Below are 24,274 nucleotides of genomic sequence, written 5' to 3' on the forward strand. Positions count from 1 at the left end.
CCCCGTCACCAGAGTTCGCCGAGGTCGTGCGGGTGCTCCAGCCACTGCGGCGGGCCACCGGGCGTCAGGGTCCGGTGCTCCGCCGCCGCCATCGGCCGGTCGCCGTCCTCGGTGATCGTGATGCCCGGGCGGACCACCTCGACCGGGCACGGGCTGCGCCGCATCACCTCACGACTCGTCGAGCCGAACAGCGCGCGCACCGGCGCGCCCCGCCCGCGGGTCCCGACCACCAGAAGCCGGGCCCCCGCTGCAGCCTCCAGCAGGTGGTCGGTCGGCTGGCCCCGGATCACCCGCAGCTCGACCGGGACGTCCGGGTAGCGGGCCCGCCAGGGCCGCAGCGCCGCGTTCAGCCGGCGCACCGCCTCGGCGTGCGCTTCCTCGTCGTGGCCGAGGAGGTGGTCACGCAGCGGGCCGGCGCCGTGCCGGGCGTGCAGCACGGTCAGCCCGGTCCCGCGCCGCCGGGCGTCGTCGAAGGCGACCGTGAGCACCGCGGCCTCGGAATGCGGGTCGTCCAGCCCGATCAGCACCGGCCGGCGGGACGCGCGGGAGCGGTGATGCCCACGCACCACGACCACAGGGCAGTCGGCGTGCCCGCTGACGGCCAGCGCGGTCGAGCCGGCCAGCGCCTCCTCGAGCCGCTGGCCGCCGCCCATCCCGAGCACCAGCAGCCGGGCCCGGCCGCTCTCGTCGAGCAGCGCCCGGACCGCCGGGTCGTCGGTGCGCTCGGTGCGCACCGGCACGTCGGGCTCGCGGCGGTGCGCCACGGTGTAGGCGCGGGCCAGGATGGTGGCGGCCCGGCGCCGCCCCGGCCCGGCCGGTTCCGCCGCGTAGGGCGCGGCGTGCACGATCCGTAGTGGCAACCCGCGGGAGTGGGCCTCCGCTGTCGCCCAGCTGACCGCCCGTAGGGCGATGTCGGTTCCGTCGACGCCGACGACCACGCCGGACGAGTCGTGCCCACCATGCTGCTCGTTCACATCGCCCAGCCTGCGGCGTCGGCGTCCGGCGGCGGCAGGGCCGGTCGTCCCGGGGCCGCGGGCCCACGGACCTCTCACCCGCCCGGCGGCACCATCCGCCCCGCCGGGGCCGGGTCGGGCGGCTGCTCCCGGCGCCGCAACGGCCCCATCCGCAGCGACAGGTACGCCAGCCCCGACACCGGGATCGGTAGCCAGAAGCTCGCCAGCCGCCAGCTCAACACGCCGAGGATCGCCGTGCCGGCGGGTGTGCCGAACCCGACGAGCACCGGGATCAGCACACCCTCGACGACACCGAGCCCGCCCGGGGTCACCGGCAGCACCGCCAGTACGTTCGCCAGCCCGAACGCGATGAGCAGCAGCGCGGGCGGGGTGTGGTGGCCGAACGCGGCCACGAACACCCACAGCGACGCCGCGTCGAGCAGCCAGTTCGCGCCGGCCCAGCTCACTGCGGTGACGAGCCGGCGCCGGTCGGTGCCGAAGTCACGCAGCCTGGTGGCCTCCCGGCGGATCACCCGCTCGATGCGGTCCGGGTCGATCCGCGAGGTGCGGGCCGCCACGGCCCGCAAGGCACGGATGACCTGGTCCTGGCCGCGGGTCACGCCGATCACCGCCACACCGACCGCCAGCATCAGCACCGCGCCCAACGCCGCCGTGACCACGTACAGCGGATCGCCGCCGTGTGTCGGGACCGAGATCACCAGTGCCGCCCAGAGCAGCAGGTTGAGCACGATCGCGGAGCCGATGCCCTGCACCGTCGCGACGAACAGGGTGTCCGCCGGGCGGACTCCGGCGGCGATGAGCAGCCCGAACCGGAACGTCGCCGCGGTGGCCGCTCCCCCGGGCAGCACATGACTCGCACCGAGGCTGGTCAGATCGATGCGGAACAGGACACTGAGCGGTGGCCGGTGCCCCACCGGCACGACGGTGCGGGTGAGCAGCGAATAGGTGAACAGTGCGGCGAGCTCCAGGAGCAGCCCGGCGGCCAGGTACACCGGGCCGATCCGCTCCAGCCGGTGCGCCGCATCGTGGGCGCCGGGCAGCAGTATCGCCGCGCCGTAACCCACCACGAGCGCCGCGGCGAGGGCCCCCGCCGCCCGCCATCTGCGGCCCTGTCGTCCCCCCAAGGGCACGCCGGACCGGGCCTAGAGGTGCGGCTGCGCCGGCTGCGCCGTGACCTGCTCGATGTCCTCGGCAGCCGTGTTCAGCAGCCGGTGGCTCAGCTCCGACAGGGCGCGTGCCGTGGCGAGCTCGTCGCCGATCTCGGGCACGTCCTTGTCGGCGGGGTTCAACCGGGCCGTCCCGACGCCGACGAGCCGTTCGGTGTCGCGTGTGTGCAGGCTGGCGACGGCGCGGGTTCGCCCGTCGTGCTCATCGATGTCGACGATGACCGTCCAGCGCTTCGCGTCTCGCATGTCGCTCTCCTCCGCCCTGCAGACCGTCGTGGCGAGCTTGGTCCGCGGTGGGGTCGCTGCGCAGGGGCCGAAGGCGTGAGGTCGGGGGACCTCTGGCCTGTGATCGCAGGCCCGGTCGTTCCGGCCTCCGGCGGCGGCGTCCGGCCTGGGCCCAAGGCCTTCGCCGGGCCCAGGCCGCCGGGGCGCAGAGGGGTCGTTCGGCCCGTGCCCGTGCTCACCCGCCCGGCCACTGTGTCGGTATGTCGCGGCGACGGCGTGTGGTGGCGGTGGGCCGTCGCGGCGCCCGCGGTAGATGAAGGGGAGAGGCGATGAAGGCACGCGACGTGATGAGCGCCCCGGTGATCACCCTGCGTCCGGACACCCCGGCGCGGGCGGCCGCCGCGTTGCTGGTCTCGCACGGGTTCACGGCCGCGCCGGTGGTCGACGCCGAGCGCCGGATCACCGGCATCGCGACCGAGGCCGACCTGGTTCGTGACCGGATCCGTCCGGAGGGCTGGCCGCGGGCCGCCGAGCGTCCCGACCCGCCCGTGGAGCGGGTGATGACCCCGGTGCCGGTGACGATGCGGCCCGAGGACGACCTCGCCGACGTCGTCTCGCTGATGCTCGAGGAGCAGGTTCGGTCGGTTCCGATCGTCGAGGACGGGGTCCTGGTGGGGATCGTGAGCCGTCGCGACGTGCTGCGGGTGGTGGCCCGGGGCGAGTTGACCTCGGAGGACGTGTGGCGGCGGCGGACCGGGGTGGGGAGCCCCCAGCACGCCGAGTCCTGATCTCTCCACCGCGGGCACCTGCCCGTCGAGCAGCGCCTGACCCGGCCGATGCCCGGCTGCGATCCGGCCCGGCGGGCCGGCTCATTGCCCGCTTCAGGCCGGGCGCGGCACCAGGAGCACCGGGCAGGGCGCGTGGTGCAGCGCGGTGCGGGCGACCAGGCCGAGCTCGCCCCGGCCACCGGCCCGCGGACCGCCGAGGACCAGCAGGTCCGCCTCCAGCTCCTCACCCACGAGCTCGTGCGGGCGGGCGCGGACCAGGTCCGCAGTCACGGCGAGCTCGGGGGCGAACGCGGCCACCTGCTCGACCCCGGCGTCGAGCAGTCGCCGGCCGTGGTCGACGGCGGCGGCCAGCCCGACGCTGCGCTCACCGAAGGAGGTCGGCACCCCGTGCACGATCGTGAGCCCGGCCGCGAGCTGCGCGGCGCTGTCGGCGGCGTCGGCCAGCACCGCGGCGTCGTCCGGCAGGTCCCGCAGGGCGGCGACGACGCGGGGCGGGCCGGCGTGGGCGATGGTGCGCCGCGGCACGAGCACTGCGGTCCCGTCGGCCTCGGTGAGCAGGGCCGCGACGTGCGCGGCGGCCTGGGCGCAGCGATCCGCGACGAGCAACCCGGCAGGTGTGGTCTCCAGCGGATGCAGCACCAACTCCCGGCCGGAACGCCGGCACCATGTCACGGCCCACTCCGGCGCGGGTGAACCGCCGGCCGCCGGGTCCACGACGACCACCACGCGACCAGGGCCGACGCGACCGGTCGGCCGGGTGGCGAAGGCCGTGCTGGCGTGGCGCATCTGAGTGACCTCCATGATTCGCGGCCGATCGGCCGCGAATCAGTGTCCACCGTGGCCGGGGCGGGGTGTAGGGCGGATCGGCCTGTGGTCACCTGCCGACCGGCAGGCGGGCGGGGACCACCGACCTGCCGACCGGGGGCTTCCGCCCGTCGCCGGTCGCCGTGCGGCCCGGCACGGTGGTCAGCGACGTCCGGGCGGTCCGGCCGCGACGGCGAACAGGAGACGGGATGGACGAGTCGGGAACGATCGTGGTGGGCGTCGACGGGTCGGCGGAGTCGCGGGCCGCGTTGAGGCACGCCCTCGAGGACGCTGCCCGCCGCACTGCGCGGGTACGTGTGGTCTCGGTGTTCCAACCCCCGGAGTACTGGGCGATCGCCTACGGGATGGCGGCGCCACCCACACCTGAGGAGGTGGCGGCGGACGTCGAGACCAGCACCGAGGAGATGGTCGCCGCGGTGGTGGCCGAACACCCCGGCCTGGCGAGGGTGCCGGTCGACATCCGGGCCCTGGCGGGTGCGCCGGCGAAGACGCTGATCGATCAGGCGCAGGGCGCTCAGCTGCTGGTGCTGGGCCACCGCGGTCGGGGCGGGTTCACCAGCGCGTTGCTCGGCTCGGTCGGCATGCAGTGCGTGCTGCATGCGGCCTGCCCGGTGACGATCGTCCGGCCGGCCGAGGTCCCGGTGGACGAGCCGGCCACGGAATCCGGCACCGCCGTACCGGCGTCGGCCTGAGGGGCGGTGCCGTGCGACGCACCACCGTCCGTGACGTGATGACGACCGCGGTGGTCTCGGTGTCACCGGACGCTCCCTTCACCGAAGTGGCGCGGGAGTTGTACGGCAATGCGGTGCGCGCCGTGCCCGTCGTGGACGCCGACGGCAGACTCCTCGGCGTCGTCTCCGAAGGCGATCTGCTGCGCACCGTCGAGCGGGCCGGCGACGACCAGGCGCACGGGCTGCGCAGCCGGTTCGCGCAGCGCCGCGACGCCACCGGCCGGACCACGGCCGGTGAGCTGATGAGCGCACCGGCGGTGACGGCCGGTGCGGACCTGAGCATCGCCCGCGCGGCCCGGATCATGCACGACCGCAGCCTCGGCTGGTTGCCCGTGGTGGACGTCGACAACCGGGTGATCGGGGTGGTCGGGCGTTCCGACCTGTTGACGGTGTTCCTGCGTGAGGACGCGGAGATCCGTGGCGAGGTCGCCGACGAGGTGCTGCGAGACACCCTGCACCTCGCCCCGGGCCGGGTCGAGGTGCAGGTCGACGACGGCGTCGTCACCCTGGCCGGCACGGTCGGAACCCGGGCCGACGCGCGGCTGGCCGTCCGGTTCGCCGAGCGCCTCGAAGGGGTCGTCGGCGTGGTCGACCGGCTGACGTACGAGGTGGACGAGCGGGTGGCCGACTCCGCCGTGGCACCGATGTACTGAGCACACCGATGTACTGAGCACACCGCTGTACTGAGCAGACCGCACCGGCGTCCGGCTGGAGGGCCGCGCGAGGGTCGCGCGCCGGGCGGGGGGCTTTGGGCCCCTACGCGGCGGACCTGCTGCTCTGGGGCCGGGGCACCGGGGTGACGACGCTGGTGACGACCAGGCCGCGGGTGATCACGAGGAGGTCCCTCCATGGACGCCAGCACGCCCACCCCCGGGCCTCCCGACCGGCGGCCGGTCGTCGTCGGGGTGGACGAGTCCGACTCGGCCCGCGACGCCGCCGAGTGGGCCGGTGACCTCGCGTCGTTGTGGCAGGTCCCGCTGCGGCTGGTGCACACCGTGCTCGGTGAGCCGGATGCGCCGCCGATCAGCACCGTCCCGGACTGGCTGCGTGAGCTGGTCGACGCCGCCGAGCGGTGCGGGGTCACCGGGGCCGGGGCCGAGGTTGTGTCCGGCAGCGCCATCGAGCAGCTGGTCGAGCGTTCGGTGTCGGCGCGGCTGCTGGTGGTCGGCAGCTACGGCGACGGTGCGTGGTCCGGGATGCTGGCCGGGCCGACGGCGCTCGCACTCGTCGGGCGGGCGGCGTGCCCGGTCGCGATCGTGCGCGGCACCTCGCCGCAGGTGCCGCCGCCGCGGGGCGGCCCGATCCTGGTCGGGGTGGACGGCTCTGCGGCGGGGGACGCCGCGCTCGAGTTCGCCGCGGATCTGGCCGCCGCCGAGGGGGCCCGGCTGCTCGCGTTGCACACCTGGGCCGACGTCGTCGCCGACGCCGCGGGCGGGGTGCGGCGGCTGCCCGTCGACTGGGACACCCTCGGCGCCCGCGGGGCCGAGTTGCTGGCCGCGCACCTGAAGCCGGTGCGGGAGCGCCACCCGGGCTTGGCGGTGGAGAGCGAGGTCGTGGGGGACAGCCCGCTGCGGGCCCTGATCGACCGTTGCCGGGCCGCCCGGCTGGCCGTCGTGGGGCACCGCGGCTCGGCCGAGGGGAGCGGGATGTTGCTGGGGTCCACCAGCCGTGCGCTGGTCGAGTTCGCGGCCTGCCCGGTGATCGTCACGAAGTCCGACTTCGCGGCGGCGGCCGATGTGCGCGGGGCCGCGACCGGGTCGACGGCCACCGAGTCCTCGGGGGTGGGATGAGCGCCGTGGGCCGCTGGACCGGGGTGCTGACCGCCGGGCTGACGGCTCTGCTGCTGACGCCCGCGACCGCCGTGGGCAGCGTCGGGAAGATCCGCTGTGGCCCGATCCGCTCCACCAGGCCGACGCTGTGCAGGTCGGCCAGCAGTTCCTTCTCGACCCGCGCCGGCGCGGGCACGATCCCGCGCCGCTCGAGCTCGTCGCTGAGGTGGTGGAGCAGCGCGGTCAGGCCGGGCCGCAGTGCGGTGGCGGACCACCGTCCGGGTCGCGCCCCCGTGCCCGGCGCACCGCTCACCGGTCCGGCGGCGTCCGGGCCACCAGGTCGAACTGCATCACCCGGATGCGCATCGGTAGAGCCTGTGCGCCCGGTGGCCGGCCGCTCCACGGCCGACCGGGGCCCGGGCCGGGGTCGGACGGCCCGTTCGGAACGGGACCTAGTGCGCAGGCGCTGTGGCGCCCCCGGGTGCCAGGGTCGGCGGATGGCGACTTCCCGCCGGCGCTTCCGGCGCGAACCCGGCCCCCGGCCCGCGCCGCCCGGGGCGGTGATGGCCGAGCTGCGGCGTCGTCCGCCGGGTGTGCTCGGGTGAGCACGGCGGCCGCACCGGGCGCCGCGGCGCTGCGGCACCGCGCATTGCTCGCCGACGGCACCCCGGTCCTGGTGCGCCGGCTCGGTGCCGACGACCTGGCTGAGGTGGAGCGGCTGCACCGCGAACTGCCCCTCGACGATCACTATCTGCGGTTCTTCACGGCCTCCCGGGCCGGCTCCGATACGGCGGCCCGGTCGATCGTGGGTCCGGACAGCGTGGCGGTGGGGGCGTTCCGGTCCGCGCGACTGATCGGGGTGGCGCACTACCGGCGCAGTGGCGAGGGCACGGCGCCGGAGGACCCGGAGATCGCCTTCGCCGTCGCCCACGACCAGCAGCACAAGGGGGTGGCGACGCTGCTGCTGGAGCACCTGACCTCGCTGGCCCGGCTGCGTGGGGTCCGCCGGTTGGTTGCCGACGTGCTGGCGATCAACTACGACATGCTGCGGGTCTTCGCCGACGCCGGGCTGCCGGTCACCCGCCGGGTCGACGGCGAGATCACCCATCTGGTCCTGGAGCTGCCGCCGGGCACGCCGCCGCGCGGCTACCGGGACGCGGTGCTGGAGCGGGAGAGCCGGGCCGACGCGCAGAGCCTGCGCCCGCTGCTGGAGCCGCGGTCGATCGTCGTCATCGGGGCCGGGCGGCGGCGGGACTCGATCGGCCGGTCGGTGCTGCGCCGCATCGTGGCGGACGGGTTCACCGGCCCGGTGTACGCGGTGCACCCGCACGCCGCCGCGGTCGCCGGGGTGCCCTGTCACCGGTCGGTGTCCGAGCTGCCGCCGGGTGTCGATCTCGCGGTGCTGTGCGTCCCGGCCGCGGCCGTGCCCGAGGTCGCCGAGCAATGCGGCCGGGCCGGTGTCCGCGCCCTGCTGGTGATCACGTCGGGGATCAGCTGTGATCCGGTGCTGGCCGGGGGGCTGACGGCTGCGGTCGAGCGCTACGGGATGCGGCTGGTCGGACCGAACTGCCTGGGTCTGGTCAACACCGACCCGCGGGTCCGGCTGCAGGCCACCTTCTGCCGCGACGCGACGGCCGGCCCGGTGGGCGTGGCGGCCCAGTCGGGCGGAGTGGTGATCGCGATTCTCGCCGACCTCGAGCGGCTCGGCCTGGGCGTGTCGACGCTCGTCTCCACCGGTGACGGGGCGGACGTCAGCGGGGACGACCTGATGCTGTGGTGGAGCGAGGACGACCGGACGCGGGCAGCGGTGCTGTACGTGGAATCGCTGCGCCGCCCGCGTACGTTCGCCGAGCTGGCCCGGCGGCTGTCCCGGCGGATGCCGGTGCTGACGGTCCGCTCCGGCAGCACCGAGGTCGGCGCCCGCGCCGCCGCCTCGCACAGCGCCGCGACGGCGACCCCGCGGGTGGTGCGCGACGCGCTGTTCCGGCAGGCCGGGATCCTCGCGGTGGACCGGCTCTCCGAGCTCACCGAGTTGCTCGCCCTGTTGTGCTGGCAGCCGCTGCCCGCCGGGCCGGCGGTCGCCGTGATCAGCAATGCCGGGGGACCGGGGGTCCTCGCCGTCGACGCCTGCGTCGGCTACGGCCTCATCCCGGCCGAGCTGACCGAGGCCACCCGGGAGCGGTTGCAGCGGGTGCTGCCGGCGACGGCGGCGGTGGGCAACCCGGTCGACACCACGGCGACGGTCGCCGCCGCCGGCTACGGGGAGGTGCTCGCGGCGGTGCTGGCCGACCCGGGGGTCGACGCGGTGATCGCGGTCGGCGCCGCCACTGCCGCAGGCGACCCGCTCGAGGGCGTCACCCCGGCGGTCCGGGCCACGGTGCCGGGCAAACCGGTGCTCGCCGCGCGGCTCGGGCAGACCGCCGCGGTCGGCCGGTTGTTCCCGGGCCGCGCCGGGGCGGGTGCGTCGTCCGTCGGCGATCCGGTGGCCGCGCCGGCCGGCGCCGATGTGACCGCCGCGCCGGCCACCGTGCCCTGCTACGCCGACCCGGCCGCCGCAGCGCTCGCGCTGTCCCGGGCGGTGCAGCGCACCCGCTGGCTCGCCCGGGCCCGGGCCGACACCCCGTCCGCGGCCCCGGACGGCATCGACGTCGATCGTGCCCGCGCCGTGGTGGCCGCCGACCTCGCCCGCAGGCCGGCAGGGGGTTGGCTCGACCCGGCCGCGACGGAGGAGCTGCTGCGAGCGGCCGGTGTCACCGTGGCGCCGACCCTGGTGATCCGCACGCTCGAGGACGCCGTGCGCCGGTGGCAGCGGATCGGCGGCCCGGTGGCGATCAAGGCCGACGTGCCCGGCGTGCTGCACAAGAGCGCCGCCGACGCGGTGTTCACCGGGCTGGACTCGCGCCGCCAGGTGCTGCACGCGGTACGTGAGCTGCGGTCGCGCTTCGGCGACCGGCTGCGCGCGGTGGTGATGCAGCCGATGGCGGGACACGGCACCGAACTGCTGGTCGGGGTGACCAGTGACCCGCTGTGCGGACCGCTGCTGACCGTCGGCCTCGGCGGGGTGAACACCGACCTGGTGGACGACCGGGCACACTGCCTGGTCCCGGTCACCGACGGCGACGTCGACGAGGTGCTCGCCGCGTTGCGTGCCGGGCCGCGACTGTTCCCACCGGACGCGCCCGGCCGGGGCCTGGCCCGGGACGTGGCGGTGCGGCTGGCCCGGCTGGCCGACCTCGTCCCCGAACTGGCCGAGTTGGAGATCAATCCGCTCGTCGTGTCCGGAACCGCAGCGATCGCCGTCGACGGGCGGGTGCGGGTGGTCCCGGCCGAGCCGGCGGACCCCTGGCTGCGGCGGCTGCCGACCTGAGCAGCGGCGAAGCGGGTGTCAGTCCAGCGTCACCAGCATCGCTTCGAGGCGGCGGCGCGGGGTCGGTGGCAGTTCGGCCGCGCAGTCCGGTGCCCAGCCCATCCGGATGATCAACTGCGGGTTGTCGGGCGTCCGCAGGATGTCCTCGCGTAGCCGGCGGCGGGTGTGGGCCACGGCCAGGGCCTGACTCAGCGGCGTGGTCGCGAGCCCCTGCCGGGTGGCCGCGAGCAGCACGGCGCTGCTGGCCTCGCCGGCACGCAGCCGGGCGAGGATGTCGTCGTCGTGGGTCGTCAGCACCGTCATCACCGCGGCGTCCTCGGCGGGCTCGCGTGGGCCGCCGGACGCGCGGACCCGCGGGAGCCTGCCGAGGCCGCAGAAGTCGGAGCCCGCGCCGGGCCCCGGGCGGGAGGCGGGCGGGATGCCGTCATGGGAGCCGGCGTAGCGCCGGGTCCAGATGGCCAGCTCGGCGGTGTAGCCGACGATGTAGTGCTGATGGGCGGCGGCCTCGGTCAGGGTGGCGTCCAGTCGGCCGCGGGCGCGTTCGTCGACGACGGCGTGCAGGGCGGCGCCGAGGCCCGCGGCCCGGCTCGCCAGAGCCTGCAGCTGCTCCGGGGGGACCGGGCGCATGCTGAACAGGCGGCGGTCGGTGCGGCGGCCGGGGATGGCGCGCATCAACTCGCCGTCCCGGGCGTCGGGTTGGCCGGGCCGCGCGTGCACGGTGGCCAGGTGCGCGCTGTTCTCCGGATCGGGTAACCGGACGGTGTCCGAGGCGACGCCGAGTCCGGCGAGGGCGACGCGTACGTGATGCAGCGCCGCGCCGCAGCTGAGCACGAGGTCTCTGCGGTCGGGGTCGGTGCCGATCAGGTGCCGGTTCCAGTCGGCGTGCAGCTCGACGTGGTCGTCACCGAGTCGCCAGCGCCAGGGCTGGGTGTTGTGCACCGATGGCGCGTGCAGGGCGAGTTCCACCGCGCGGCGCAGCGCGTCCGCGGTGAGCGAGTGGCGGAGCGGGGATGCGGCCGACGTGCCCACTCTCCGAGCCTGATCCGCTCCGCGGGCCGGGGGAAGAGGCCGAAAGGCCCGGCGGGGGACGCCTCCCGGTCCCAACCTTCGAATCAATTGGTTGCGATTGTCGGATCTTTCTGCCGGGTGGAGAGGAGTGCGGGCGGCGGTCCCGTTCGGCCGCGGGATCCCGTGCGGGAAGTAGCCGTCGCGCCCTCAGGTGGCCTCGGGGTCGATCGGCGGGCGTTCCCCGCGGGCCAACGGCGGCTGGGGCGCGGCGGGCTCCCGATCGACCGGGCGGGGCGCGGCGTCGGTGGCCGCGCCGGTGCCGGTGTTGGTGCCGGTGTTGGTGCCGTCGTCGAGCAGGTGGCGCAGCACGGCGCGCCGGGGATCGCGCATGGCGCTGACGCCGCCCAGTTCCCGGCCGAGGTCCTGCAGCGGCCTGCGCAGTTCGTCGAACTCCGGGCCGAGTTCGCTGCGCAGCTTCTGGTTCGCGTCCCCGGCGTAGCTGCGGAGCTGACGGATCGTGCGCCCCAGCCAGGCTGCGGCGCCGGGCAGCCGCTCGGGGCCCAGTATGAACAGAGCCGCCAGGCCGAGGACGAACAGCTTCTCGATGCTGAGGTCGAACACGATCACCCTCCGGCCCAGCCGTGCGGCGCACGGCCCCGTCGGAGCCATTGTCGGCGCGGTCCCCCGGAACTGTCGAATTTCCCGCCGAATCGCCCATTCCGTGATGTTCACGGCACAAAGTCGTGCAGAACGGGTGGAGATCGCTTTCCTCCGAACCGGCCTTCGGAATCCCACGACGGTTCCAGCGCAGTTCTAGAGTGCGCAGACAGCGGAGACGACGGAATGTGGGGCCCGACGATGGACACGGATTCGGGTACGGGCGATGCGCAGACGGACGCCGGGGCACAGCCCGCAGCCGACCATCTCGGCTCGCCGGCGGCGATGCGGGCCGAACTGCTGCGGCTGGAGGAGGCGTTGTGCGCCGGCCACCACCCGGTGTCGGGCCCGGCGGGCGAGCTGAGCCACTCGGCCGTGGCCGGCGCGGCGCGCAGCCGCATGCACGCCGCGCGCGTCCCGGCCTGGTTGCGGGTCACCCGGGGGGAGAGCCGGTGGCCGGTCGCCGCGGTGATCGTGGTGGCGATCGGGCTGCAGGTCGCGCTGCCCGACCGGCTGGCGCTGCAGTCACGGTGGCTGCTGCCGGCCCTGGAGGTCGCGCTGCTGGTGGCGCTGGTGGCGGCCAACCCGCATCGGCTGAGTCGGGAGTCACGGCTGCTGCGCACGGCCAGCCTCGCCCTGGTCGGGGTGATCAGCCTGGCCAACGGCTGGTCGGCGACGGCGCTGGTGATCGGCCTGGTCCGCGGCGGGATGGGGGACGACGCCGGCCCGTTGCTGATCACCGGGGCCGCCATCTGGCTGACCAACATCATTGTCTTCGCGCTCTGGTACTGGGAGCTCGACCGGGGCGGCCCCGCCTCCCGCGCGCACGCCCGCCAGACGCTGCCGGACTTCCAGTTCGTCCAGATGCAGTCCCCGGAACTCGCGCACCCCGATTGGGAACCCCAGTTCGTGGACTACCTGTACCTGTCGTTCACCAACGCGACCGCGTTCAGCCCGACCGACGTGATGCCGCTGTCCCGGTGGGCCAAGCTGACGATGCTGATCCAGTCGATGATCTCGCTCGTGACCGTGGCGCTGGTCATCGCCCGTGCGGTCAATGTCCTCAAGTAGGTCATGAGCGTGTCGGGCTTCGCGGCCGCGGGCTGGTTCCTGCTGCTCGTCCCGGTTGCCGCGCTCGTCGCCGGTTACGTGTGGATGCTGGGCCGGCGGCGACGCCACGTGCTGCGGTTCACCCGGCTGGAACTGGTGGACCGGATCGTGCCGCACCAGCCGGGGCGGCGCCGGCACGTCCCCGCCGCGGTGCTCGCCGTCGCCCTCGTCCTGCTGGTCGTCGGGCTGGCCGGCCCGACCGCGGACGCCCGGGTCCCACGCAACCGGGCCGTGGTGATGCTGGTGATCGACGTGTCGCTGTCGATGGAGTGCACCGACGTGTCGCCGACCCGGCTGGCAGCGGCGCAAGACGCGGCCGCCGGCTTCGCCCAGCAGCTCACCCCGGGCATCAACCTCGGGCTGGAGTCGTTCGCCGGCTCCGCGACGGTGCTGGTCACGCCGACCACCGACCGCGCCCCCGTGGTGTCGCAGATCAAGACCCTGAAGCTGGCCGAGGCCACCGCCACCGGGGACGCCCTCTCCGCCGCGCTGGACGCGGTGGCGAACTTCGAGGCGACCGTCCCCGGTGGTGAGGGCGGCCCGGCGCCCGCGACGATCGTGCTGATGAGCGACGGCAAGCAGACCATCGGGCGTGACGAGTTCGTCGTCGCCCAGCAGGCCGCCCGGGCCCGGGTCCCGGTCAGCACGATCTCGTTCGGCACGCCCTACGGCCTCATCGATCTGGCCGGCGGCGAGGTCCCGGTCCCGGTCGACGACGAGTCGTTGCAGCGGGTCGCCGAGTTGTCCGGGGGGCAGTTCTTCAGCGCGCGCAGCAACCGGGATGTGCACGACGTCTACGACACCCTGCGTGAGCAGATCGGGTACGAGAAGGTCCGCAAGGACGTCAGCTGGGCCTGGTTCGCGCTCGGCACGCTCGCGGCGATGGTCGCCGCCGGGTCCGGTCTCCTGCTCACCCAGCGGCTGCCCGCCTGAGGGGCGTGCCGGGGCGGTTCCGACAGGACAGCTCCCCGGCCGCCTGTCAAGATCAGTGCGCCGCGTAACGGTCAGCGGGCGGTATCCGGATGAGCTCGGAGAGCAGGGTGTGGAATGGCGGTATCGGAAGACTCGGGCGTCGCCGGCGCGACTGCCGAGGCCGGCCACCATCCGTCGGTCGCCCAGCCGCACGGTGAGGACGAGGGGCCGGTGGTCGACGCGGAGGCCGTCGCGGCCCGGATCAGCACCGACGAGGCCCCGATGGGCGGGCTCGGGCGGCCGCTGGATCGCCGGTCCCCGTTCCTCGTGGGGGTGGCCGGTGCGGCCGGCGTGGCGGTCACGGTCGGCCTGGTCGAGATGATCATCAGCGCCCGCGATGTGCTGGTGCTGATCGGGTTGGCGTTGTTCATCGCGGTGGGCCTGGAGCCCGCGGTGTCCTGGCTGGTCCGGCGCGGACTGCCGCGCCTGGCGGGGGTCGCCTGTGTCGTCGTGGGCTTCCTCGCCGCCGTCGGGGGCTTCGCCGCGGCCGCCATCCCACCGTTGGTCAGCCAGGCGACCGCCTTCGTGGCGCAAATGCCGCGCTATCTGCAGGAGATGACCGACCGCAACTCGCTCGTCGGGCAGATCAACGCCCGGTTCCACGTGCAGCAGAGCGCCGAGCAAGCTCTCAACGGCGATGCCGGCAGCATCGCCGGCGGCCTGCTGGGCGCCGGCGTGGTCGTGTTCAACGCGGTGACCTCCACGCTGGTGGTCATGGTGCTGACCGTGTATTTCCTGGGGTCGCTGCCGGGGCTGCGCGCCGGGCTGTACCGGTTGGTCCCGAACTCCCGGCGCCCACGAGCGATCCTGATCGGAGACCAGATCGCCGCCAGGGTCGGCGGCTACCTGCTCGGCAACCTGGCGGTCTCACTGATCGCCGCGACGCTCACCTTCATCTGGTTGCTGATCTTCGGGGTGCCCTACCCGTTGCTGTTGGCGATCGCGGTCGCACTCCTCGACCTCATCCCGGTCGTCGGTTCCACCGCGGCCGGTGTCCTGGTCTGCCTGGTCGCGCTGACCGTGTCCCTCCCGGTGGCCGTGGGCACCGCCGGGTTCTTCGTCGTCTACCGGCTCGTCGAGGACTACCTGCTGGTCCCCAAGATCATCGGCACGGTGGTGAAGGTGTCCGCGTTGGCGACCGTCGTCGCGGTCCTGCTCGGCGGAGTGCTGTTCGGCGTCATCGGGGCTCTGGTCGCCATCCCCATCGCCGCCGCGGTCCAACTGATCGTCCGCGAGACCGTGCTGCCGCGGCTCGACCGCGCCTGAACCGGGCCGGCGCCGCGAGCCGGCGGCGTGCCGGCCCGGGCGAGAGCTTAGGTGGCGGCCTCGTCGGCGTCGCTGTCGGTGGCGAGAAGCTGTTCGGTGGCGGCGACGATGATCTGCCGGGCGGCGGCGTCGGTGAGCCCCAGGGTGTGGGCGAGGGTGTGCTGGTCGGCGCCGGAGAGGGCGAGCTGGACCGCGGCCCAGACGGTCTCCAGCGGAGCGTCGAGATCGGCGAGGGTGTCGGGGAGGCCGGTGTCGGACCAGCGGCCGGAATGCTCGCGCGCGACCGTGCGGGCGGGGAGTTCCGCGATGTCGGCCCACCGATCAGGGGTGGGGCGGTCGTCGGCGTCTGCGGGGGGATTCGGGGTCGCGTCCATGGCCATGACCTGCTCCTCTGCACTCGGATGATCATCTTGTCGGTCGGTCCCGGCCCAGCCGCGTGGTGGTGACGACCACCGTCACGAGGAGCGCCACGTCCGCCACCGCGGAGACCACGTCCAGCACCGGCACATGGTGGATCCGCGCGGCCGCGGCCAGGCTCAGTACCAGGATCCAGCCCGCGGGCACCGGCAACAGCAGGACCGCACGTGCCCGACCCCGGTGACCGCGCCCAACCGCAGCACCATCTCCGCCCGGGTCGCGCCGGGTGATCTACCGTCGCCCCATGCGGAAGGTGTTCGTCATCGGGATCGGCGCGGGGGATCCCGACCACATCACGGTTCAGGCCGTCAAGGCGATGAACCGGGTCGACGTGTTCTTCGTGATCGACAAGGGCGGCGTCAAGGACGACCTGACCGGGCTGCGCACCGAGTTGCTCGCCCGGCACGTCGGGCACGACCGCTACCGCGTGGTCGAGGCGGCCGACCCCGAGCGGGACCGCTCCGCCGAGGCGTACCGGGACGCGGTCGTCGACTGGCAGGACCGGCGCGCGGAGATCTACCAGCGCATGATCACCGACGAGCTCGGTGCGGACCAGGTCGGCGCCTTCCTGGTCTGGGGCGACCCGTCGCTCTACGACGGCACCCTGCGGCTGCTCGACCGGATCGCCGCCCGCGGCGAGGTCGAGTTCGAGGTCGAGAGCATTCCGGGGATCAGCAGCGTGCAGGCCCTCGCCGCGGCGCACCGGCTCATCCTGAACCGGATCGGCCGGCCCGTGCTGATCACCACCGGGCGCCGGATCGCCGCGGGCCTGCCCGAGGACGTCGACGACGTCGTGGTGATGCTCGACGGCGTGACCGCGTTCGCCGGTCTGCCCGACACCGACGTCGACATCTACTGGGGTGCCTACGTCGGCTCCCCGGACGAGGTGCTGGTGCACGGCAACCTCCAGGAGGTCAAGGACGAGATCGTGCGGGTGCGGGCCGAACACCGCGAGCGCAAGGGCTGGATCATGGACACCTACCTGCTGCGGCGCAGGCCCGCGGAGCGGTGAGCGGCGTGCTCCGGGCGAATCGTCTCTGATTGAGACAGCGGCTCGCCCGGCGCCGGTTAGCGTCCCTGATCCGTGAATGCGATGACCGCGGCCGTCCGAGCCATCGGCCCCCGGATGACGCGCGCGCGCAGCGGAGCCGTGCTGCTGGGACCGGCGCTGGTCGCCGCGGCGGCGTACGTCGATCCCGGCAACGTCGCGACGAACACCGCGGCCGGGGCGTCCTACGGCTACCTGCTGGTGTGGGTCGTCGTGGTGGCCAATCTGATGGCCGGGCTGGTGCAGTACCTGGCGGCGAAGCTGGGCCTGGTCACCGGCATGTCGCTGCCCGAGGCGCTGCGGGTACACCTGCCCGGCGGGGTCCGGATCGCCTACTGGGTGCAGGCCGAGCTGGTCACGATGGCCACCGACCTGGCCGAGGTGCTCGGCGGCGCGATCGCGCTGCACCTGCTGTTCGACCTGCCGCTGATCTGGGGCGGGGTGATCACCGCCGCGGTGTCGGTGGTGATCCTCACGGTGCGCGACGGCGGGCAGCGCCGGTTCGAACGCGTCGTCGCCGCGATGCTGGCGGTGGTCGCGATCGGGTTCGTGGCCGGGCTGTTCGTCTCCCCGCCCGACCCGGCTGCCACCTTCGGCGGGCTCGTACCCGGCTTCGGCGACGCGGGCGGCGTGCTGATCGCGGCCGGGATGCTGGGCGCCACGGTCATGCCGCATGCGATCTACGTGCACTCCGCGCTGGCCCGCGACCGGCACGGCCGCCCGGCGCCCGGCCCGGAACGCGCCCGGCTGCTGGCCGTCACCAAGGCCGACGTGACCGTCGCGTTGCTGATCGCCGGCGCGGTCAACCTCGGGCTGTTGCTGCTGGGTGCGGCGGCGTTGCCCGCCGACCTGCGCACCGCGAGCCTGGAGGGCGTGCACACCGCGCTGGGGCAGAACCTGGGCGCGGGCATCGCGCTGCTGTTCGCCGTCGCGCTGTTGTCCTCCGGGCTCGCCTCGACCGCGGTCGGCTGCTACTCCGGGTCGGTCGTGATGGCCGGGCTGCTGAAGATCCGGGTGCCGCTGCTGGCCCGCCGGGTCGTCACCGCGATCCCGGCGCTGATCGTGCTGTCGGCCGGGGCGGACCCGACCTGGGCGTTGATCCTGTCCCAGGTGGTGCTGTCGTTCGGCATCCCGTTCGCGCTGATCCCGCTCGTCGTGCTCACGTCGCGGCGGTCGGTGATGGGCGACGGCGTGAACGGGCGGTTCACCGTCGCGGTCGCCGGGCTGGTCGTGGCCGCGATCGTCGCGCTCAACCTCGCCCTGATCTGGCTGACCGTCACCGGACAGGGGTAGAGCTCACACCGGCGCGCGGGAACCGAACGGCCCCGGCGGGCGACCAGTGGGGTGTGAGCGGGAACCGCGCCGCGCAGCGGCGCAAGCAGAATGCGAGAGCACTCGGCGGCCGGCGCGGCCCGTCGACCTGGGTGATCGTGGCCGTCGTCGTGCTGGTGGTGTTCGCCGGCGCCGTCGGCTTCGGGGTGTACCGCGCCCAGCATCCCGGCACCGGCAACCTCGCGATCCCGCGGGGCGCCACCGCCACAGGGGTGCCGGTCGGCCAGCCCACCGCTCCGGCGACGATCGACATCTATCTCGACTTCCAGTGCCCGGTCTGCAAGGCCTACGAGGAGCAGTCCGGGCCGACCATCGACCAGTTCGTCGCGGCCGGGACCGCGCGGGTGATCTACCACCCGGTGGCGTTCCTGGACCGGTTCTCCACGACGCAGTACTCGACACGCTCGTCGGCGGCCTCGGGCTGTGCGCAGGACGCCGGGGTCTTCCCGCAGTACCTCAAGCTGCTCTATGCCAACCAGCCGCCGGAGAACAGCCCGGGGCTGACCAACGCCCAGCTCATCGCCCTGGGTCAGCAGGCCGGGGCCGGCGGCGACTTCGCCCAGTGCGTCAACGATCAGCGCTACGCCCCGTGGACCCAGAACGTCACCGACGACGCGTCGCGCGCGGGTGTGAACGCGACCCCGACCGTCAAGGTGAACGGGCACGAGATCGAGCGCACCGACGCCGCTCTGCGCCAGGCCGTGCAGGCGGCGGCGAAGTGACGCAGACGGCCGACCCCTCCCTGCTGCTCCCGCTGATGCGCATCGGCCTCGACCCGGTTCCCGAGCTGGCCGCGCTGCGCAGCGAACGGCCCGTCGCCCGCCTGGAGGTCCCGGACGATCTCGCGGTCGTCTGGCTCGTCACCGGGCACGAGGAGGTCCGCGCCGTGCTCGGGGACACGGCGTCGTTCAGCAACGACCTCCACAACCTGGCCGGCACCGGCCTGGAGATGCTGGCCGAGCAGGACCCGGGCGGCCTCGGCTTCCGCGACCCGCCCGAGCACACCCGGCTGCGCCGGCTGCTCACGCCGGCGTTCACGGTGCGCCGGCTGCGGGAACTGCAGCCGCGGATCGAGGCGGTGGTGGCCGCGCAGCTCGACGCGATGGCGGCCGCCGGGCCTGGTGTGGACCTGGTCGAGACGTTCGCGGTGCCGGTGCCGTCGCTGGTCATCTGCGAACTGCTCGGGGTCCCGGTCGCGGACCGCGCCGAGTTCGAGCGGCGCAGCGTCAGCCGGTTCGACGCGCTGGGTGACATGGAGAGCTCGCTGGCCGCGGTCCACGAGTCGATGGACTACCTGCGTGGGCTGGTCGTGGCGCAGCGCAGCAACCCCGGGGACGGGCTGCTCGGCATGTTGATCCGCGAGCACGGCGACGAGGTCGGCGACGACGACCTGGCCGCGCTCGCCGACGGAGTGCTCACCGGCGGGCACGAGACCACCGCGAGCATGCTCGCGCTCGGCGCGCTGGTGCTGCTGGAGGACCCGCAGCGGCGCGCGGCGGTGCTGGGCGATGCGGCCGGCGTCGACGCCGTGGTGGAGGACCTGCTGCGGTACCTGTCCGTGGTGCAGGTCGCCTTCCCCCGGTTCGCGCGCCACGACGTCGAGGTCGGCGGGGTTCGCATCGGGGCCGGCGACGTCGTGCTGTGCTCGCTGTCCGGCGCCGACCGCGACCCGGCGCTGGGCAGCGCCGGGCACCTGGCGTTCGGTCACGGCCTGCACCGGTGCGTGGGCGCCGAGCTGGGCCGCATGGAGCTGCGCACCGCCTACCCCGCGCTGCTGCGCCGGTTCCCCGGGCTGCGGCTGGCGGTGCCGCGGGACGAACTGGCCTTCCGGATGTTCTCGATCGTGTACGGGGTGGAGTCCCTGCCGGTCGAATGGTGACACCGGTGCCGATCTCGGGCGGACCGGCCTGGAAGGCTGGAAACCGACAGGGCGCCGTCGGGGCGCCCGGGGGGCCGGGGTGTCGCGGTGAGTGGAACGGACGGCGGGCGGTGTCTCGAGGCGGGCGCCGACCGCAGCGGTGAGGAGCGGGCCGACCGCGGCGCGGTGATCGCCGCCGGGATGACCACGCTGGCGACGTGGAGCCTGCGGCTGGTCCTGGTGGCGGCCGGCGCGGTGCTGATCGGGCTGCTCATCGGGCAGCTGTGGGTGATCGTCTGGCCGGTGCTGCTGGGCGTCATCCTGGCCACCGTGCTGCGCCCGCCGGTGGCGTGGCTGATCCGCCGTGGCCTGCCGCCCGCCCCGGCCGCCCTGCTCGTGGTCGCCGGCGCGCTCGGTGTGCTCGTGCTGATCGGCGTGCTGCTCGCGCCGTCGGTCGTGGGGCAGGCCGACGAGATCGCCGCGGGCGCCTCGGCGGGCCTGCAGCAGATCCAGACCTGGCTGTCCGGGCCCCCGTTCAACCTGGGCGAGGGGCAGATCGGCGCCGCTCTCAACTCGATCACCGGGCAGTTGCAGGCCAGCGCGTCGGCCATCGCCTCCGGCGTGCTGGTGACGGTCGGCGCGGTCGCATCCGGGCTGCTCAACGCGGTGCTGGCGATCGTGCTGGCGTTCTTCTTCGTCAAGGACGGCCCGCGGTTCCTGCCCTGGCTGCACCGGGTCGCCGGGCAGCGGGCGGGCCGCCACCTGGAGGAGGTGCTGCGCCGGGCCTGGCGCGGGCTCGGCGGGTTCATCCGCGCTCAGGCCCTGGTCAGCCTCGTCGATGCGGTGTTCATCGGGATCGGCCTGGTGATCGTGGGGGTGCCGCTGGCGCTGCCGCTCGCGGTGCTGACGTTCTTCGGCGGCTTCATCCCGATCGTCGGAGCCCTGGTGGCAGGAGCCGCCGCGGTGCTCGTCGCGCTGGTCACGAAGGGGCTGACCAGCGCGCTCATCGTGCTGGGGATCATCATCCTGGTGCAGCAGATCGAGGGGAACGTGCTGCAGCCGCTGCTGCAGAGCCGCAGCCTCGGGCTGCACGCCGTGGTCGTGCTGCTCGCGGTCACCGCCGGGGGCAGCCTGTACGGCATCGCGGGCGCCTTCCTGGCGGTCCCGGTGGCCGCGGTCGCCGCGGAGGTGCTGCGGTACCTGGGGGAGCAGATCGACCGCCGGTCCGGGGCGGCGGGGGCCGCCGACCCGGACCGGGCCGCCCCCGATGCGGAATCCGTGACCGTTTGATCGCGAGGTAATCGTCCTTCTTGTCCGCTATACACCCAATTGGGTGTGTTGTACGACACTTCGTGTGCATACGATCGCTCGTTAGTCACACGAAGGAGGCTCGATGGCTGCGGACAAGGCACCCCCGGCGAACCCGATGTCCCGGATCGCCCTGGCGAGCATGACCGGCACGGTGATCGAGTTCTACGACTTCTTCATCTACGGCACGGCCGCCGCTCTGGTGTTCAACAAGGTCTTCTTCCCGGAGCTCGGCGCCGCGGCCGGAACCGCGCTGGCGTTCGCGACCTTCGGCGTGGCGTTCGTCGCCCGACCCTTCGGATCGATCTTCTTCGGGCACTTCGGCGACCGGATCGGCCGGAAGCGGACGCTGGTCTCGACGCTGCTGCTGATGGGGCTGTCGACACTGGCCATCGGGCTGCTGCCCAGCGCGACGACGATCGGTGCGCTCGCCCCGATCCTGCTGGTGGTCCTGCGCATCGCCCAGGGGCTGGCGGTCGGCGGCGAGTGGGCGGGCGCCACGCTGCTCACCGCGGAGAATGCGCCGCCGGACAAGCGCGGTCGCTACGCGCTGTTCCCGCAGCTCGGCCCGTCGGTGGCGTTCGCCCTGGCCAGCGCCACGTTCCTGACGACCGCGCTGACCATGAGCGACGCCGCGTTCCTGGCCTGGGGCTGGCGGCTCCCGTTCCTCGCCAGCATCCTGCTCATCACCCTGGGGCTCTACGTACGGCTCTCGATCGAGGAGACCCCGGCGTTCCGGGAGTCGTCGGCGCGCGGCGACCGGGCCAGGGTGCCGGTGGCCGAGGTGCTGGTGCGCCGGCCCCGCGAGGTGCTGCTCGGCGCCGGCGCGGTGACCGGGGTGTTCGCCTTCTTCTACATCAGCGTCACGTACCTGACCAGCTACGGCACGCAGCAGCTGGGACTGACCCGGCCGACCGTGCTCGCGATGGGGATCATCGGCGGGCTCGTCTTCGCGGGCACGACGGTCCTCGGCGCCATCTGGTCGGACAAGGTCGGCCGGAAGCGGATGGTCGTGGCGGGCAACGCGGCCTCGGTCGTCATCGGGCTGGTCATGTTCCCGATCCTCGACCTGGCCACGCCGCTGTCCTTCGTGATCGGGCTGTCGCTGGCCCTCGGCGTGGTCGGGTTCGCCTACGGCCCGATCGGCGCCCAGTTGCCGGAGATGTTCTCCACCCGCTACCGCTACACCGGTGCGGGGATGTCCTACAACCTCGGCGGTGTGCTCGGTGGCGCGGTGACCCCGCTGCTGGCCACCCAGCTGGTGCCCACCCTGGGCAGCTTCGCGATCGGGCTCTACCTCGCCGTCGTCGCCCTGATGAGCACGGCGTGCATGCTGGCCCTGCGGGAGACCCGCGACGTCGCGATGACCGAGGTCGCGCCCGCCGCGGCGGGGTGAGCCAACTCGCCGGCGCCTGCGTCGCCTCCCGGGGGCGGCGCCGGCGTCAGCGGGCGCCGGCGATCTGCAGGGCGAACCGGCTGTACTGGTCGGCCACCTGCTCCGCGCTGAACGGGCCGTCCTCGCGGAACCAGCGGGCGATGCTCACGCACATCTCCCGGATCGCGAAGGAGGCCAGCGCCGGGGACTCGACGCTCATGGCGCCGCCGGCCACGCCCTCGGCGATGATCGCGCGCAGTGCGTGCTCGTGCTTGCGGCGCTGCTCCTGCTGCTCGGAGCGGGCCGGCTCGTCCAGGCTGGGGGTGTCCCGGTTGACGATCAGCGCCTCGCGGCGGTGGGTGGCGTGCCGCAGGGCGTACACCCGGGTGGCCCGGCGCAGTCGCTCGACGGGATCGGACACGCCCTCGACGGCCGCCTCGAAGTCCTGCAGGACGCCCGCGGTGGTGCCGGCGACGATCGTCTGCAGCAGCTCCTGCTTGGAGCGCATGTGGTTGTAGAGGCTGGGCGTGCGGATGCCCAGGGCCTCGGCGACCTGGCTGAGCGCGGTGCCGTGATAGCCGCGCTGCGCGAACAAGGTCAGGGCGGCGTCGAGGACCGCGGCGCTGGTGACCGTCGTCCGCGTGTCGGACGTGGCGGGTTCCGCGGTGTGCGATGCCACTCGGTCCACCCCCGATGATGTGCTAACAAACGGTCACTAGCGTACCGCCGACCCGGGAGTCGCCGGGCACGACGCCGTCCGGGCGGTGATCGTGACAATGAACTGCCCACCGGGGACCGGGTGATGGGCTCGTGCGGGCTGCCGCTGCCGGGCTGACGGTGCGGCCGGTCGATCCGGGCACCGGGCGTGACGTGCTCCCCGGTGAGGAGGGCGAGCTGTGGGTGCCGGGCCGAGCACGGTTGCCTGCGGATCAGTGGCCGGACCAATGAGCTGATCATCCGTGGCGGGGAGAACATCTACCCGGCCGAGCTGATCGAGGTCGATGCCATCCCGCGGACCGGCTCGGGCAAGATCCTCCGCCATCAGCTGCAGCAGCGGCCGGCGAACGAGTCCTCCGTTGTCCCGGGCGCATCCGCATCGTAAGGTGCGGTCAATTAACGATCGTTAGTAAGTGAGGCGATATGCGGATCGGCGACATCGAGATCCTGCCGGTGCTCGACGGGGTCGGGCGGGAGCCGGCGGCCGAGGTGCTGACCCGGCCGGGCGTGGACGACCCGTGGTCCTGCCACCCGGTGGGCGTCGACGCCAGCGGCGTCGACCACGACGGCATCCTGCACCTGCCGCTGGGCGGGTTCCTCGTCCGCACCGGTGAGCGTGTCGTGCTCGTCGACGCCGGCGTGGGAACGATCAACAACGGCAAGTACGCCGGCGGCGGGTTCCTCGACGCGCTGCGCGGCTGTCACGTGGCGCCCGAGGACGTCACCGACGTGGTGTTCACCCACCTGCACTTCGACCACGTCGGCTGGGCGACGAAGAAGGGCGAGGTGGTCTTTCCGAACGCCACCTACCGCGTGCACGCCGACGACTGGGCGCACTTCGTCGAGAGCGCCGACGCCGAGGCGGGCGCGGTGCGCAAGCTCTCCCCGCTGACCGGGCAGCTGGAGACGTTCACCTCCGACGTCACGATCGCTCCGGGCCTCGACGCCCGGCACACCCCGGGCCACACGCCGGGTTCCACGGTCTACGTGGTGTCCAGCGGCGACGAGCGCGCGCTGCTGCTCGGCGACGTCGTGCACTCGGTCGTCGAGCTGGCCGAGCCCGACTGGGAGGCTGTGTTCGACGTCGACCCGGTCGCCGCCCGCGCGATGCGCAACGCGCTGGCCGACGAGGTCGCCGACACCACCGACGTCGTCGTCGGCGCGCACTTCCCGGGGCTTCGCTTCGGCCGGGTGGTCACCACCGGCGGCAACCGCGCGTTCCGCGCCCTCTAGGTGTAGTGACCCGGCACCTTGTTGACGGTCATGCGGCGAGTCGGGTGGCCGGGGGCCGGCCGCCGAGGGCGGAGTGGGCGCGTCGAGTGTTGTAGTCGTGCACCCAGCTGTCCAGGGCGGTGAGTCGT

26 protein-coding genes are annotated in these 24,274 nt (G+C 74.0%); 16 read left to right on the forward strand and 10 right to left on the reverse strand.

Features of this window, described 5'->3' with window-relative positions:
* Positions 1-5: 5 nt before the first annotated feature.
* The 3 genes from HF526_RS18630 to HF526_RS18640 all read right to left on the reverse strand — a co-directional run bounded on the left by HF526_RS18630 (position 6) and on the right by HF526_RS18640 (position 2,386).
* Complete coding sequence (locus tag HF526_RS18630; protein ID WP_169382794.1) at positions 6-974, reverse strand: universal stress protein; 969 nt, start codon at positions 972-974, stop codon at positions 6-8.
* 74 nt (positions 975-1,048) lie between these two features.
* Positions 1,049-2,098: a lysylphosphatidylglycerol synthase transmembrane domain-containing protein gene (locus tag HF526_RS18635; protein WP_169382795.1), complete on the reverse strand. Its 1,050-nt coding sequence runs from the start codon at positions 2,096-2,098 to the stop codon at positions 1,049-1,051.
* Positions 2,099-2,116: 18 nt separating this feature from the next.
* Positions 2,117-2,386 (reverse strand): DUF1876 domain-containing protein, encoded by a 270-nt coding sequence (locus tag HF526_RS18640; RefSeq protein ID WP_169382796.1) that lies wholly within the window; start codon positions 2,384-2,386, stop codon positions 2,117-2,119.
* Positions 2,387-2,694: 308 nt separating this feature from the next.
* Here HF526_RS18640 and HF526_RS18645 point away from each other — a divergent pair, with 308 nt between their 5' ends.
* A complete protein-coding gene (locus tag HF526_RS18645; RefSeq protein WP_169382797.1) occupies positions 2,695-3,153 on the forward strand; it encodes a CBS domain-containing protein in 459 nt (152 codons plus the stop codon).
* Positions 3,154-3,246: 93 nt separating this feature from the next.
* Here the strand turns inward: HF526_RS18645 and HF526_RS18650 are convergent, their stop codons facing one another.
* Positions 3,247-3,939: a universal stress protein gene (locus tag HF526_RS18650; RefSeq protein ID WP_169382798.1), complete on the reverse strand. Its 693-nt coding sequence runs from the start codon at positions 3,937-3,939 to the stop codon at positions 3,247-3,249.
* Positions 3,940-4,166: 227 nt separating this feature from the next.
* Here HF526_RS18650 and HF526_RS18655 point away from each other — a divergent pair, with 227 nt between their 5' ends.
* The 4 genes from HF526_RS18655 (at position 4,167) to HF526_RS18670 (ending at position 9,845) form a co-directional block, all read left to right on the forward strand.
* On the forward strand, positions 4,167-4,670 hold the full coding sequence (locus HF526_RS18655; protein ID WP_169382799.1) for a universal stress protein: 504 nt from the start codon (positions 4,167-4,169) through the stop codon (positions 4,668-4,670).
* A gap of 11 nt (positions 4,671-4,681) precedes the next feature.
* Positions 4,682-5,362 carry a CBS domain-containing protein gene (locus HF526_RS18660; protein ID WP_211177448.1) on the forward strand — a complete coding sequence of 227 codons (681 nt, stop codon included), beginning with the start codon at positions 4,682-4,684 and terminating at the stop codon, positions 5,360-5,362.
* A gap of 195 nt (positions 5,363-5,557) precedes the next feature.
* Positions 5,558-6,499 carry a universal stress protein gene (locus tag HF526_RS18665; protein ID WP_169382800.1) on the forward strand — a complete coding sequence of 314 codons (942 nt, stop codon included), beginning with the start codon at positions 5,558-5,560 and terminating at the stop codon, positions 6,497-6,499.
* Positions 6,500-7,079: 580 nt separating this feature from the next.
* On the forward strand, positions 7,080-9,845 hold the full coding sequence (locus tag HF526_RS18670) for a bifunctional acetate--CoA ligase family protein/GNAT family N-acetyltransferase (RefSeq protein WP_338051570.1): 2,766 nt from the start codon (positions 7,080-7,082) through the stop codon (positions 9,843-9,845).
* 18 nt (positions 9,846-9,863) lie between these two features.
* Here HF526_RS18670 and HF526_RS18675 read toward each other — a convergent pair whose 3' ends face one another.
* Together HF526_RS18675 and HF526_RS18680 are read right to left on the reverse strand one after the other, a co-directional pair.
* Complete coding sequence (locus tag HF526_RS18675) at positions 9,864-10,874, reverse strand: Acg family FMN-binding oxidoreductase (protein WP_338051571.1); 1,011 nt, start codon at positions 10,872-10,874, stop codon at positions 9,864-9,866.
* A gap of 186 nt (positions 10,875-11,060) precedes the next feature.
* Positions 11,061-11,474, reverse strand: coding sequence for a twin-arginine translocase TatA/TatE family subunit (locus tag HF526_RS18680; RefSeq protein ID WP_338051572.1), 414 nt, complete (start codon positions 11,472-11,474; stop codon positions 11,061-11,063).
* 237 nt (positions 11,475-11,711) lie between these two features.
* On the opposite strand from HF526_RS18680, the gene HF526_RS18685 reads away from it, so the two are divergent.
* The 3 genes from HF526_RS18685 (at position 11,712) to HF526_RS18695 (ending at position 14,858) form a co-directional block, all read left to right on the forward strand.
* Positions 11,712-12,581 (forward strand): DUF1345 domain-containing protein, encoded by an 870-nt coding sequence (locus HF526_RS18685; protein WP_338051573.1) that lies wholly within the window; start codon positions 11,712-11,714, stop codon positions 12,579-12,581.
* Positions 12,582-12,584: 3 nt separating this feature from the next.
* A complete protein-coding gene (locus tag HF526_RS18690; protein WP_169382803.1) occupies positions 12,585-13,553 on the forward strand; it encodes a VWA domain-containing protein in 969 nt (322 codons plus the stop codon).
* Positions 13,554-13,667: 114 nt separating this feature from the next.
* Positions 13,668-14,858, forward strand: coding sequence for an AI-2E family transporter (locus HF526_RS18695; RefSeq protein WP_169382804.1), 1,191 nt, complete (start codon positions 13,668-13,670; stop codon positions 14,856-14,858).
* A gap of 47 nt (positions 14,859-14,905) precedes the next feature.
* On the opposite strand, the gene HF526_RS18700 is transcribed toward HF526_RS18695, so the two are convergent.
* Both HF526_RS18700 and HF526_RS18705 read right to left on the reverse strand, forming a co-directional pair.
* Positions 14,906-15,238, reverse strand: coding sequence for a hypothetical protein (locus tag HF526_RS18700; protein ID WP_169382805.1), 333 nt, complete (start codon positions 15,236-15,238; stop codon positions 14,906-14,908).
* A 25-nt stretch (positions 15,239-15,263) separates the two neighbouring features.
* Positions 15,264-15,428: a hypothetical protein gene (locus HF526_RS18705; RefSeq protein WP_169382806.1), complete on the reverse strand. Its 165-nt coding sequence runs from the start codon at positions 15,426-15,428 to the stop codon at positions 15,264-15,266.
* A gap of 91 nt (positions 15,429-15,519) precedes the next feature.
* On the opposite strand from HF526_RS18705, the gene cobF reads away from it, so the two are divergent.
* The 6 genes from cobF (at position 15,520) to HF526_RS18735 (ending at position 22,217) form a co-directional block, all read left to right on the forward strand.
* Positions 15,520-16,287: a precorrin-6A synthase (deacetylating) gene (gene cobF / locus HF526_RS18710; protein ID WP_169382807.1), complete on the forward strand. Its 768-nt coding sequence runs from the start codon at positions 15,520-15,522 to the stop codon at positions 16,285-16,287.
* 81 nt (positions 16,288-16,368) lie between these two features.
* Positions 16,369-17,616 (forward strand): Nramp family divalent metal transporter, encoded by a 1,248-nt coding sequence (locus tag HF526_RS18715; RefSeq protein WP_169382823.1) that lies wholly within the window; start codon positions 16,369-16,371, stop codon positions 17,614-17,616.
* Positions 17,617-17,669: 53 nt separating this feature from the next.
* A complete protein-coding gene (locus tag HF526_RS18720; RefSeq protein WP_169382808.1) occupies positions 17,670-18,377 on the forward strand; it encodes a thioredoxin domain-containing protein in 708 nt (235 codons plus the stop codon).
* Positions 18,374-19,534, forward strand: coding sequence for a cytochrome P450 (locus HF526_RS18725; protein ID WP_420821636.1), 1,161 nt, complete (start codon positions 18,374-18,376; stop codon positions 19,532-19,534). Before HF526_RS18720 ends, HF526_RS18725 begins: the two co-directional genes overlap by 4 nt.
* 87 nt (positions 19,535-19,621) lie before the next feature.
* Positions 19,622-20,803 carry an AI-2E family transporter gene (locus tag HF526_RS18730; protein WP_338051574.1) on the forward strand — a complete coding sequence of 394 codons (1,182 nt, stop codon included), beginning with the start codon at positions 19,622-19,624 and terminating at the stop codon, positions 20,801-20,803.
* Positions 20,804-20,906: 103 nt separating this feature from the next.
* Entirely contained in the window at positions 20,907-22,217 is a 1,311-nt protein-coding gene (locus HF526_RS18735) for an MFS transporter (RefSeq protein WP_169382809.1), read from the forward strand.
* 46 nt (positions 22,218-22,263) lie between these two features.
* Here the strand turns inward: HF526_RS18735 and HF526_RS18740 are convergent, their stop codons facing one another.
* Positions 22,264-22,875, reverse strand: coding sequence for a TetR-type transcription factor C-terminal domain-containing protein (locus HF526_RS18740; protein ID WP_169382810.1), 612 nt, complete (start codon positions 22,873-22,875; stop codon positions 22,264-22,266).
* A gap of 201 nt (positions 22,876-23,076) precedes the next feature.
* Here HF526_RS18740 and HF526_RS18745 point away from each other — a divergent pair, with 201 nt between their 5' ends.
* A complete protein-coding gene (locus HF526_RS18745; RefSeq protein WP_211177449.1) occupies positions 23,077-23,298 on the forward strand; it encodes a hypothetical protein in 222 nt (73 codons plus the stop codon).
* A gap of 38 nt (positions 23,299-23,336) precedes the next feature.
* Complete coding sequence (locus tag HF526_RS18750) at positions 23,337-24,146, forward strand: MBL fold metallo-hydrolase (protein ID WP_169382811.1); 810 nt, start codon at positions 23,337-23,339, stop codon at positions 24,144-24,146.
* A 28-nt stretch (positions 24,147-24,174) separates the two neighbouring features.
* On the opposite strand, the gene HF526_RS18755 is transcribed toward HF526_RS18750, so the two are convergent.
* Entirely contained in the window at positions 24,175-24,261 is an 87-nt protein-coding gene (locus HF526_RS18755) for an integrase core domain-containing protein (RefSeq protein WP_420821637.1), read from the reverse strand.
* Between the last annotated feature and the right edge of the window lie 13 nt (positions 24,262-24,274).

This window comes from Pseudonocardia acidicola (assembly GCF_012911935.1).
Classification (GTDB): Bacteria; Actinomycetota; Actinomycetes; order Mycobacteriales; family Pseudonocardiaceae; genus Pseudonocardia; species Pseudonocardia acidicola.